The 11,655-nt window shown below is 44.7% G+C and carries 8 protein-coding genes, 8 tRNA genes and 2 rRNA genes; 1 reads left to right on the top strand and 17 read right to left on the bottom strand.

The window, feature by feature from the left end; all coding sequences use genetic code 11:
* Window positions 1-374: 374 nt before the first annotated feature.
* From HF078_RS04660 to sigW, 6 genes are all read right to left on the bottom strand, one after another.
* Window positions 375-518, bottom strand: a complete 144-nt coding sequence (locus tag HF078_RS04660; RefSeq protein WP_169290052.1) for a hypothetical protein — start codon at window positions 516-518, stop codon at window positions 375-377.
* A gap of 131 nt (window positions 519-649) precedes the next feature.
* Window positions 650-1,996 carry a phosphoglucosamine mutase gene (gene glmM / locus HF078_RS04655; protein ID WP_169290051.1) on the bottom strand — a complete coding sequence of 449 codons (1,347 nt, stop codon included), beginning with the start codon at window positions 1,994-1,996 and terminating at the stop codon, window positions 650-652.
* A gap of 20 nt (window positions 1,997-2,016) precedes the next feature.
* Complete coding sequence (locus tag HF078_RS04650; protein ID WP_169290050.1) at window positions 2,017-3,267, bottom strand: CdaR family protein; 1,251 nt, start codon at window positions 3,265-3,267, stop codon at window positions 2,017-2,019.
* Window positions 3,260-4,081, bottom strand: coding sequence for a diadenylate cyclase CdaA (cdaA, locus tag HF078_RS04645; protein WP_148990332.1), 822 nt, complete (start codon window positions 4,079-4,081; stop codon window positions 3,260-3,262). The genes HF078_RS04650 and cdaA overlap by 8 nt, the downstream gene beginning before the upstream one ends.
* Window positions 4,082-4,427: 346 nt before the next feature.
* Complete coding sequence (locus HF078_RS04640; RefSeq protein WP_169290048.1) at window positions 4,428-5,042, bottom strand: anti-sigma factor family protein; 615 nt, start codon at window positions 5,040-5,042, stop codon at window positions 4,428-4,430.
* A 20-nt stretch (window positions 5,043-5,062) separates the two neighbouring features.
* Window positions 5,063-5,626, bottom strand: coding sequence for an RNA polymerase sigma factor SigW (gene sigW / locus HF078_RS04635; RefSeq protein ID WP_060666092.1), 564 nt, complete (start codon window positions 5,624-5,626; stop codon window positions 5,063-5,065).
* Between the two features lie 195 nt (window positions 5,627-5,821).
* Between sigW and HF078_RS21025 the strand changes: the two genes are divergently transcribed.
* Window positions 5,822-6,004, top strand: a complete 183-nt coding sequence (locus tag HF078_RS21025) for an aspartyl-phosphate phosphatase Spo0E family protein (RefSeq protein WP_010194972.1) — start codon at window positions 5,822-5,824, stop codon at window positions 6,002-6,004.
* 47 nt (window positions 6,005-6,051) lie between these two features.
* Here the strand turns inward: HF078_RS21025 and rocF are convergent, their stop codons facing one another.
* From rocF to HF078_RS04575, 11 genes are all read right to left on the bottom strand, one after another.
* On the bottom strand, window positions 6,052-6,954 hold the full coding sequence (gene rocF, locus HF078_RS04625; protein ID WP_169290046.1) for an arginase: 903 nt from the start codon (window positions 6,952-6,954) through the stop codon (window positions 6,052-6,054).
* A gap of 612 nt (window positions 6,955-7,566) precedes the next feature.
* Window positions 7,567-7,639: transfer RNA gene (locus HF078_RS04620), tRNA-Ala, on the bottom strand.
* A gap of 34 nt (window positions 7,640-7,673) precedes the next feature.
* Window positions 7,674-7,746, bottom strand: a tRNA-Lys gene (locus tag HF078_RS04615).
* A 2-nt stretch (window positions 7,747-7,748) separates the two neighbouring features.
* Window positions 7,749-7,823: transfer RNA gene (locus HF078_RS04610), tRNA-Gln, on the bottom strand.
* Window positions 7,824-7,956: 133 nt separating this feature from the next.
* Window positions 7,957-8,040, bottom strand: a tRNA-Tyr gene (locus HF078_RS04605).
* A gap of 8 nt (window positions 8,041-8,048) precedes the next feature.
* Window positions 8,049-8,124, bottom strand: a tRNA-Val gene (locus HF078_RS04600).
* A 55-nt stretch (window positions 8,125-8,179) separates the two neighbouring features.
* Window positions 8,180-8,254 (bottom strand) — tRNA-Glu (locus HF078_RS04595).
* A gap of 13 nt (window positions 8,255-8,267) precedes the next feature.
* Window positions 8,268-8,341 (bottom strand) — tRNA-Thr (locus HF078_RS04590).
* A gap of 1 nt (window position 8,342) precedes the next feature.
* Window positions 8,343-8,417: transfer RNA gene (locus HF078_RS04585), tRNA-Asn, on the bottom strand.
* Between the two features lie 9 nt (window positions 8,418-8,426).
* Window positions 8,427-8,543: ribosomal RNA gene (gene rrf / locus HF078_RS04580) — 5S ribosomal RNA — on the bottom strand.
* Window positions 8,544-8,667: 124 nt separating this feature from the next.
* Window positions 8,668-11,599, bottom strand: a 23S ribosomal RNA gene (locus HF078_RS04575).
* Window positions 11,600-11,655: the final 56 nt, after the last annotated feature.

Genomic DNA, 11,655 nt, shown 5'->3' with positions numbered 1-11,655 from the left:
ATCTAGTTATTGTCGTGTAGCTTTAATGCTCCTTTCCATTCTTGAATAGCAACAAATAATATCTTACCTTCCATACCCCAATTCGTCAACAATTATGTGGATTATTTCCATTTTATGCAAAGGTGAGGCCATTTTTACTTATGCTACTGGTGTGAATTGAGTAGTAAGTTAGCTCAAGGAGTTGGATTAGACATTAGAAAGTTGTAAAAATGAGCAAATTTCCTGCTTTTTGATAGGTTAAAAAAGCATTCGGACACTTTCCCATACAGTTCGGACAATTCGGCATGGTTTTAGGGGTAGGTTCGGACAATTGATGGGCACTGTTCGGTCAAAAATCCACGATGTTTGGACATATTAAAATTTCGTTCGGACAATTATGTCCAATCTTCGGTCAAATTCGCGAAATCTTCGGCCAACTTCGCTGAAACTTCGGTCAAAAACGGCAAAACTTCGGACAAATGCAAATTCCACTTCATCCAACGCATGACGCATGCTGCTACTTCAATCTTTTCCAGCATTGATACCACCAAACAAAGACGTTACATGCAATCACCATCCATAACCAAAAATTCCACACCATATAAAAAAGATATGCATCCACCGCTCCATAAGTGCGGTATATGCATATCTTTCTCGTTCACCGTATCAATTATTCCGTGCCCATTTCCGCGCGCACAACAGCTGCGATACGCTCTACATATTCATCACATTGCTCTTGAGTTGGCGCTTCGGCCATGACACGTACAAGAGGCTCTGTACCGGAAGGACGCACAAGGATGCGGCCGTTGCCGTTCATTTCCGCTTCTACTTCTTCAATGACAGCCTTTACTTTTTCGTTCTCTGTTACACGGTGCTTGTCCGTCACTCTTATGTTCACAAGAAGTTGTGGGAACTTTGTCATTTCACCAGCAAGCTCAGATAGGCTCTTTTTCGTTAACTTCATGATATTTACTAGCTGAAGACCTGTTAGCATGCCGTCACCTGTAGTGTTGTAGTCAAGGAAGATGATGTGGCCGGATTGCTCTCCACCAAGGAGGTAATTGCCGTTCTTCATCTCTTCTACTACATAACGGTCACCCACTGCTGTTTGCTTTGTTTCTACATTGTTAGCTTCTAATGCTTTGTAGAAGCCAAGGTTGCTCATCACAGTGGATACGACTGTGTTATGGCGAAGACGACCTTGTTCGCTTAAGTATTTTGCACAGATGAACATGATCTGGTCACCGTCGACAATTTGTCCTTTTTCATCCACCGCAATGATGCGGTCTCCGTCTCCATCAAATGCAAGACCGATATCAGCACCCTTATCAAGCACTAATTGTGCAAGCGCCTCTGGGTGAGTAGATCCTACACCATCATTGATGTTCAGTCCATTTGGAGAAGATCCCATTGTAGAAATGTCCGCCTCAAGGTCTGCAAAAAGATGTGTAGCATGAGAAGATGTCGCACCATGTGCACAATCTAATGCAATGTGAATACCGGAGAAATCCTCATCCACAGTCTGTTTTAAGAACTGAAGGTATTTCTGTCCGCCTTCAAAATAGTCGTTTACTTGACCTAGGTCTGCACCGACTGGACGAGGAAGGCTATCTGTTTCTTCATCCATCAATGCTTCAATTTCCGCTTCCTGCTCGTCAGAAAGTTTGAAACCATCCGGACCGAAAAACTTAATTCCGTTGTCTGCAACCGGATTATGAGAAGCAGAGATCATCACACCAGCTTGGGCACCTAATGCTTTTGTCAGGTAAGCCACACCAGGAGTAGAGATTACACCTAAACGCATGACTTCTGCACCAATGGATAGTAAACCTGCCACTAGCGCTCCTTCCAGCATATGTCCTGAAATACGCGTATCACGGCCGATCAGCACTTTCGGACGAGTTTGGTCTTTTGTTAACACATATCCTCCCAAACGTCCTACTTTAAATGCCAATTCAGGTGTTAATTCCGAGTTCGCTACACCGCGCACTCCATCCGTACCAAAATATTTACCCATTTCGTAAATCTCTCCTTTTACTACTCATTAGTTTCTTCTATTAATCTAAACTTCACATTTCTCTTTGGCAGGTCCCACGAAACGTTTTGTGGACCGTTGATCTCAAGAGGAGCTTCATGTTCCCCAGCATTTAAGTCTGTTACATTGATATACATTTCCATATCGGAGCTGTTAACTCCCTCAAGGGTGCTTGGTGCACCAAGTACCCTAAGATCCATCAAACCAGTTTCCGGGTCAATGAATTCTATTTCGAGGCCCTCTGATAGACCGATTTGTTGAATAGGGACATTCGTAAACGTTTTTTGCTCTTCTTTTTCCACTTCCACATTGATCTTCACCTTTTCCGGTACAACACGTTTCAAGCCATCCGGTACAGGTACATCAACTTCAATGGTTGTGCTTTCCGTAATCTGAGTTAAATCCAACTCTATATTATCAATGAACTCTAACTTGTCAAGGGCGCTCTTTGGTCCATAGACCGTTACTTCATTTGGTACTGCTTCTATCTTTGTAATACTTAGATTCTCTTTTAAAGACCCTTTGCGATTTATTTTCAACGGAACTGATTTAAAGGGACTTGTAATAGGAACACTCACATCTACTACAGGAGGATTTACTTCCACATTCAACGTGTTTCCTTCCCTGTCATATACCGTCACACGAGACTGTTGTTCAACAGCTTCATTGACGCCCTTCAGATCAACACGTGCTTTCACCAATGCGATACTTTCAATCAATTCACGAGATCCTGTTACTTTAACAATATTAGGCTTTACAATTGGTTGTTCTGCTTGATAACCTTCTTCCATCTGGCCTCTGTTAATAAAATCAACGTCCACTGGGAAATCCTCAGAGATCTTTTCATGGATGGTAACGGAAGCTACTGACGGTTCAATTACTACATCTAATCTGTCAGAAAGATTCCTAGACTCCAACGTTACTTGATGAGTCCCGATACCCAAATTCGAAAGATCTGCAATGATTTCGAAATCCTTCTGCAAGGCCGTTGGTTTAACAGATGCCGTAGGACCCTCTAGTGTTACTGTAACACTTTGCGGAACACCGGAAACAACTAGATTCTCCCGGTCATAGAACGCTTCAACCGGAACATCTGTCACTGTTTGCACATCAGTGGAGCCGGAAAAAGGGGAAGGGGGAGAGTCTGCCTGCTGAGTGGAACTATTCTCAATGCTGACTGACATGTAAAGCATAAAAGCCAACAACAAAGCGATAATTTTCATCACCCAACGGTTATTGATAAACTTATCCATCCTTCTGCCCCCTCCATTGCCAGCGATTCGAAGTAGCGGTCTTCACACTTATATCCAATTCTTTCTTCAATAGCTCGCTGAATAATTCAGGTTCTAGATCACGGTGCAACTCACCGTTCTTTGTAACAGATATACTACCAGTCTCCTCCGATACGATAATGGTGATACTATCTGTTACTTCACTGATACCAAGTGCTGCTCTATGCCTTGTTCCGAGCTCTTTTGATATAAAAGGACTCTCGGACAATGGCAGGTAACAAGCTGCTGCAGATACTTGGCTCTTTTGTAAAATAACCGCTCCATCATGAAGTGGTGTATTCGGAATAAAGATGTTAATCAAAAGTTCGGATGAAACTTTTGCATGCAACGGAATACCCGTTTCTATGTAATCTCCCATCCCGGTCTCTCGTTCAATCGAAATCAACGCTCCAATACGGCGTTTGGCCATGTATTGCACGGATTTAACGACTGCTTCAATCATTTTGGCATGCTCTTCCTCATCATCTATCCCGCTTCTTGAAAACAATTTCCCTCTACCTAATTGCTCCAAGGCGCGACGAAGCTCTGGCTGAAAAATAATGATAATCGCCAGGAATCCCCATGTCAAAGCTTGGTCCATCAACCATTGTAAGGTACTGAATCCTAAAAAGTTACTAATGATCCTTACCACTACAATTACTGTTATCCCCTTTAATAACTGGACCGCCTTTGTCCCACGGATGACCATGATAAGCTTATAGATAACAAACCAAACGAGTAAAATATCTATGATATTAGCAAGGTAACTTAAATATGGCATATCTCCAAAAGGTATTTCAAAAGGCATCCTCACACTTCCTTTAACAGTACAAGATTTATGTATCTAGTACGAAAACCGTAACCATGTTATTATAGCATATTTTTAACAATCAGGTAGAAATGGCCTGTTAATTCATGTTTTGCAATATTATTATAATCTCCTTGAAATATAAAAAAATGCTTGAATAGTTTCAAGCACCTCATTTTGATATAACTTATAACAGTTGATCTTCGTTTCAGGCGCTTCGCTTCCCTGCGGGCGGTCCGGAAGCCTCCTCGGGCATGCGCCCTGTGGGGTCTTCCCTGTCCCTTCCTCCCGCGGGAGTCTTCGCGCCTTCCACTGCGATCAACTAAGTTATTGCTCAATCGTTAAACACATCAACCGCTTTTTTGAAACCGTCTTTCATGGTGTACCAGATCCATTCGAATACTTGGTTAATTTCTTCGATTTCTCCTGTTACTTGGCCTGCGGAAGCGAGGTAGTTTTCGCCATTGATGACCGTCACATTCCCTCTAACTTCACCTTCCACGCGAATGTTTCCGTTCTTTACGACAACATCACCATCTACAACCTTTCCTTCTGGGACAACGACGGTATTATCCTCGACTACAAGATTCGGCTGGTTCGTGAATGCAAACTTCTCTTCCTGCCAACCTCCAAATAAACTTCCGCTCATTAAAATAAAGAAAATGGCAGCAGCTACAAGCATCGGATGGGAACGGAACCAGCGATTCCAACCGATCGTCTTCTTTTCTTTCGGTAAACTATTCATCACTCTTTGCGTGAAATCATTTGGTGCAGATATATGAGAGGTGCTTTGCACAAGGGCAATCGCCTTCTCCAGTTCATGAAACTGCTGATAGCATTCCTTGCAGTCGTGGAGATGTGCTTTTAACTCTTTTTCTCGTTCTTTTTCTAGATCACCATCTAAATACTCATGCATATACTGGACGATATGTTCCGGGCATTTATTCATTATTTATAACACCTCCAGAATTAAACATGGCGCAATTGCTGTCTCAGCGCTTCTCGCCCTCTATGGATTCTAGTCTTTACGGTTCCGACCGGAATTTCTAGAATTTCACTGATTTCAATCAATGATAACTCATCAATGTATTTTAAGACAATTACCGATCGGTATTTATCCGGAAGCTTTAATATCTGGCGCTGGATTTCTCCTTGCAGCTCCATTGTTTCCACTTCCTCCTCCGGCAACGCAATATCCGCTGCAACCTGGGAATACATAGTTAAACCTTCTGTGCCTGCTACTTCTGCATCTAGATAATAATCTGGCTTCTTTTTGCGGATGCGGTCAATCGTCAGGTTTGTGGCAATTCGATATAACCAGGTCGAAAACTTGCGATTTACATCGAAGCTGTTGATGTTAATATATGCACGTATAAACGCTTCTTGTGCAATGTCTTCTGCTTCATGCGAATTGCCGATCATTCGATAGACCAATTGATAAATCTTGTCCTTAAACAATTCCACAATTTCCGCAAATGCATCCTGATCGCCTTTTTTTATTTGTTTTATTCTTTTTCTGATTAGCTCTTCCATTCCGTTCCCCCGTTGTCTGGCGGTCGACTTGTAATACGTGCCTACGCCGTAAAAGGTTTCATTTTTTCACGAAAAACTTCTCTCTAAAATATATTCTAACAAATTTTTACTGAATTTGATTTAAAAAAGGATAAAAGAGGGTAAAAGCAACTATTATTGGTTTTTTGAAGCCTAATGAATAAGGGGTGTTGTATAGTGGCCGTCCATGCTACCGTCCATTTACAAGAAGCAATTGAGAGAAAAAGAGAAGAAATGATTCGACTTTCCTCATCTAACCATCTTCAATCTAAGGAAGTAATTGATGCGAGCACCTCGCTTGATTCATTGATAAATCAATACCTATACTTACAAATAAAACGAAAACCAGCAACTAGTTAAGTATTAGTTGCTGGTGTTTTTTTGTAAAAGTAGATTAACAGACCGATTTATAGAAGTTTTTCGCCAAACAAGGATCCCATTAACGCCACAGCTACCGTAGCTGTTTTGTTACGCTCGTCTAAAATTGGGTTAACTTCTACAAATTCTGCTGATGTCAGGATATTTGCTTCTTCTAGCATTTCCATAGCCAGATGGCTTTCGCGATACGAGATTCCTCCAAGTACTGGTGTCCCAACGCCAGGTGCATCATGAGGATCTAGTCCATCAAGGTCTAATGATAGGTGAACCCCATCAGTTTCTCGTTCCTTCAAGTAGGCAATAGCTTCTTCCATCACGGCAGTCATACCCAAGCGATCAATCTCATGCATCGTGAATACTTTAATGCCTTTTTCCTTAATTAATATTTTCTCGCCTTCATCCAAAGATCTTGCACCAATTATGACAATATTTTCTGGTTTGATTTTAGCATGGTCACCACCGATAGACGTCAATGTAGAATCACCAATTCCTAAGCTTACTGCAAGTGGCATGCCATGAATATTACCTGATGGGGAAGTTTCTCCCGTATTCAGGTCCCCATGTGCGTCATACCAGATGACTCCCATGTTGGAATAGTGCTTCGCAAGACCTGCAATGGTCCCAATAGCAATACTATGATCTCCACCAAATACAAGAGGAAACCTTCCACTTGATAGGACTTCATCTACCTTAGAAGCCAGGTTTTCACTTGCCTCCGCAACCGCTTTCAAATTTTTGAGGTTACTTTCACCTGATGCTGTTCTTTCTCTACTGCCTATTTCGATATCTCCAAGATCTTCTATTGTCTTTGTTAAATTTTCTAATCTTTCTACTACTCCTGCATATCTTATCGCACTAGGACCCATATCCACTCCGCGACGTGTCTGCCCCAAGTCCATTGGTACTCCAATAATGCTGATATCTTTCTTCATGAATCGTGTCCCCCTTTATGTAATCTAGTTCTATTGTATAGGGAAACTATCAGATGACTCAACTCGACATAGTTTTGAATATATATGCAGTTTGGAATTGTTGGATTATTTATGACGGAGGGAAGATGTGAGGATATCTATAAAGATAAAGTTAAGTGAACCGATCCGAGCCTGAGCTGTCAAAGTGAGGAGCCTTTGACAGCCCATCCTGACTATGAAGAGATAAAATCACGGAAGTTCCGCTCAAAAAAATGTGAGGGGAATAACCCATATATCCTATAATAGTTGAAAACACTTGTAAGGAATTTTACACAATATTAAGGACTTGACTGGCCATTTTTGCATTTCGCCCGATTAGTCGTTATTTTCGCCCGTATTTTTTAAAAATCGCCCGATTAATTTTATTTTCGCCCGTAATTCTAAATTATCGCCCGATTAGGTAGAAAAATAGCCCGTAATCCTAAATTATCGCCCGATTTATTTATGGAGTAATTGGAGTTCTCTCAGCCTTAAGTTACAATTAAAACTTTTTCGTAAAAATCTTACGTAGTCCAGAAAACAAACAAAAAAGCCATAAACCAAAAGGTCTATGACTTAAACTTTATTAATAAGTGGAGCCTAGCGGGATCGAACCGCTGACCTCCTGCGTGCAAAGCAGGCGCTCTCCCAGCTGAGCTAAGGCCCCTTATGAAGTTATAATAAAGCTTTGAAAAAAATTATGTGCCATGAAGGACTCGAACCTTCGACCCTCTGATTAAAAGTCAGATGCTCTACCGACTGAGCTAATGGCACGTTGGCTGGGCTAGCTGGATTCGAACCAACGCATGTCGCAGTCAAAGTGCGATGCCTTACCGCTTGGCTATAGCCCATTAATTGTAGTTGTCTCTATGTACCACATACCCTATCTTCATTGATAACTAACTTCACTTATTATCTCTGATTTCGGGAAGTTTATACATTTCTTCAAACAAAAACTCCGGAATTTTCATTTCGAAGTTAAAATGGTGGAGGGGGGCAGATTCGAACTGCCGAACCCGAAGGAGCGGATTTACAGTCCGCCGCGTTTAGCCACTTCGCTACCCCTCCAAGGGATATGGTGGAGGATGACGGGATCGAACCGCCGACCCCCTGCTTGTAAGGCAGGTGCTCTCCCAGCTGAGCTAATCCTCCAATGTAAAAAAATATGTTATTAAGGAAAGTTATTTTCACTGTCGCGAAAAAACTTTGGTGACCCGTACGGGATTCGAACCCGTGTTACCGCCGTGAAAGGGCGGTGTCTTAACCGCTTGACCAACGGGCCAATTTTTTGTATAAGCTTCCAACCGGGCTCGAACCGGTGACCTCTTCCTTACCATGGAAGTGCTCTACCTAACTGAGCTATGGAAGCATGGCTCCACCAGTAGGATTCGAACCTACGACCCTTCGGTTAACAGCCGAATGCTCTACCGCTGAGCTATGGTGGAACAATACTAGCCTGGCAACGTCCTACTCTCACAGGGGGAGATCCCCCAACTACCATCGGCGCTGAAGAGCTTAACTTCCGTGTTCGGTATGGGAACGGGTGTGACCTCTTCGCCATCATTACCAGACAAATTATATTATACAAAATTGAGGAAGAAAATCAAGATGTTTTTACATCTTTCTTTGTTCCTTCAAAACTAGATAATGTGTTCATATCAAGACATTCTATCGTTCAAATTAGTTCATTGTTGTTGGGTTAAGTCCTCGATCTATTAGTATTCGTCAGCTCCACATGTCGCCATGCTTCCACCTCGAACCTATCTACCTGATCATCTTTCAGGGATCTTACTTACCGAAGTAAAAGGAAATCTCATCTTGAGGGGGGCTTCATGCTTAGATGCTTTCAGCACTTATCCCGTCCGCACGTAGCTACCCAGCTATGCCTTTGGCAAGACAACTGGTACACCAGCGGTGCGTCCATCCCGGTCCTCTCGTACTAAGGACAGCTCCTCTCAAATTTCCTGCGCCCACGACGGATAGGGACCGAACTGTCTCACGACGTTCTGAACCCAGCTCGCGTACCGCTTTAATGGGCGAACAGCCCAACCCTTGGGACCGACTACAGCCCCAGGATGCGATGAGCCGACATCGAGGTGCCAAACCTCCCCGTCGATGTGGACTCTTGGGGGAGATAAGCCTGTTATCCCCGGGGTAGCTTTTATCCGTTGAGCGATGGCCCTTCCATGCGGAACCACCGGATCACTAAGCCCGACTTTCGTCCCTGCTCGACTTGTAGGTCTCGCAGTCAAGCTCCCTTGTGCCTTTACACTCTGCGAATGATTTCCAACCATTCTGAGGGAACCTTTGGGCGCCTCCGTTACTCTTTAGGAGGCGACCGCCCCAGTCAAACTGCCCACCTGACACTGTCTCCCAGCCCGATAAGGGCTGCGGGTTAGAATTTCAATACAGCCAGGGTAGTATCCCACCGACGCCTCCACCGAAGCTAGCGCTCCGGCTTCTCAGGCTCCTACCTATCCTGTACAAGCTGTACCAAAATTCAATATCAGGCTACAGTAAAGCTCCACGGGGTCTTTCCGTCCTGTCGCGGGTAACCTGCATCTTCACAGGTACTATAATTTCACCGAGTCTCTGGTTGAGACAGTGCCCAGATCGTTACGCCTTTCGTGCGGGTCGGAACTTACCCGACAAGGAATTTCGCTACCTTAGGACCGTTATAGTTACGGCCGCCGTTTACTGGGGCTTCGGTTCAAAGCTTCGCTTGCGCTAACCTCTCCCCTTAACCTTCCAGCACCGGGCAGGCGTCAGCCCCTATACTTCGCCTTACGGCTTCGCAGAGACCTGTGTTTTTGCTAAACAGTCGCCTGGGCCTATTCACTGCGGCTCTCTCGGGCTTTAACACCCTAACAGAGCACCCCTTCTCCCGAAGTTACGGGGTCATTTTGCCGAGTTCCTTAACCAGAGTTCTCTCGCTCACCTTAGGATTCTCTCCTCGCCTACCTGTGTCGGTTTGCGGTACGGGCACCATACTCCTCGCTAGAGGCTTTTCTTGGCAGTGTGAAATCAGGAACTTCGGTACTATATTTCCCTCGCTATCACAGCTCAGCCTTAATGAGAAGCGGATTTGCCTACTTCTCAGCCTTACTGCTTAGACGCGCATATCCAACAGCGCGCTTACCCTATCCTTCTGCGTCCCCCCATTGCTCAAACGGAGTGGAGGTGGTACAGGAATATCAACCTGTTATCCATCGCCTACGCCTTTCGGCCTCGGCTTAGGTCCCGACTAACCCTGAGCGGACGAGCCTTCCTCAGGAAACCTTAGGCATTCGGTGGAAGGGATTCTCACCCTTCTTTCGCTACTCATACCGGCATTCTCACTTCTAAGCGCTCCACCAGTCCTTACGGTCTAGCTTCAACGCCCTTAGAACGCTCTCCTACCACTGTTCGTAAGAACAGTCCGCAGCTTCGGTGATACGTTTAGCCCCGGTACATTTTCGGCGCAGAGTCACTCGACCAGTGAGCTATTACGCACTCTTTAAATGGTGGCTGCTTCTAAGCCAACATCCTGGTTGTCTAAGCAACTCCACATCCTTTTCCACTTAACGTATACTTGGGGACCTTAGCTGGCGGTCTGGGCTGTTTCCCTCTTGACTACGGATCTTATCACTCGCAGTCTGACTCCCATGGATAAGTCTTTGGCATTCGGAGTTTGACTGAATTCGGTAATCCGATGAGGACCCCTAGTCCAATCAGTGCTCTACCTCCAAGACTCTAACACATGAGGCTAGCCCTAAAGCTATTTCGGAGAGAACCAGCTATCTCCAGGTTCGATTGGCATTTCACCCCTACCCACACCTCATCCGCTCACTTTTCAACGTGAGTCGGTTCGGGCCTCCATTCAGTGTTACCTGAACTTCACCCTGGACATGGGTAGATCACCTGGTTTCGGGTCTACGACCACGTACTCATTCGCCCTATTCAGACTCGCTTTCGCTACGGCTCCGTCTCTTCGACTTAACCTTGCACGGGATCGTAACTCGCCGGTTCATTCTACAAAAGGCACGCTATCACCCATTAACGGGCTCTAACTACTTGTAGGCACACGGTTTCAGGATCTATTTCACTCCCCTTCCGGGGTGCTTTTCACCTTTCCCTCACGGTACTGGTTCACTATCGGTCACTAGGGAGTATTTAGCCTTGGGAGATGGTCCTCCCTGCTTCCGACGGGATTTCTCGTGTCCCGCCGTACTCAGGATCCACTCAGGAGGGAACGAAGTTTCAACTACAGGGTTTTTACCTTCTATGACGGACCTTTCCAGATCGCTTCATTTACCCCGTTCCTTTGTAACTCCATGTTGAGTGTCCTACAACCCCAAGAGGCAAGCCTCTTGGTTTGGGCTAATTCCGTTTCGCTCGCCGCTACTCAGGAAATCGCGTTTGCTTTCTCTTCCTCCGGGTACTAAGATGTTTCAGTTCCCCGGGTCTGCCTTCCATACCCTATGTATTCAGCTAAGGATAATGCTCCATTACGAGCAGTGGGTTTCCACATTCGGAAATTTCCGGATCAAAGCTTACTTACAGCTCCCCGAAGCATATTGGTGTTAGTCCCGTCCTTCATTGGCTCCTAGTCCCAAGGCATCCACCGTGCGCCGTTAATTACCTAACCGTTGACCAATTTGGCAATGTGTCGATATCAGCGATGATATCCTAAAAGAACATTAC

The organism is Bacillus sp. RO2, from assembly GCF_012911845.1.
In the GTDB taxonomy this organism is placed as follows: domain Bacteria; phylum Bacillota; class Bacilli; order Bacillales; family Bacillaceae_I; genus Sutcliffiella_A.
This window is presented reverse-complemented; position numbering and strand designations above follow the sequence as displayed.

Excerpts from the sequence above, each read along its gene's own strand:
- HF078_RS04660 (WP_169290052.1), bottom strand. The coding sequence starts at position 518 with ATGCTGGAAAAGATTGAAGTAGCAGCATGCGTCATGCGTTGGATGAAG.
- glmM (WP_169290051.1), bottom strand. The coding sequence starts at position 1,996 with ATGGGTAAATATTTTGGTACGGATGGAGTGCGCGGTGTAGCGAACTCG.
- HF078_RS04650 (WP_169290050.1), bottom strand. The coding sequence starts at position 3,267 with ATGGATAAGTTTATCAATAACCGTTGGGTGATGAAAATTATCGCTTTG.
- HF078_RS04640 (WP_169290048.1), bottom strand. The coding sequence starts at position 5,042 with ATGAATAAATGCCCGGAACATATCGTCCAGTATATGCATGAGTATTTA.
- sigW (WP_060666092.1), bottom strand. The coding sequence starts at position 5,626 with ATGGAAGAGCTAATCAGAAAAAGAATAAAACAAATAAAAAAAGGCGAT.
- rocF (WP_169290046.1), bottom strand. The coding sequence starts at position 6,954 with ATGAAGAAAGATATCAGCATTATTGGAGTACCAATGGACTTGGGGCAG.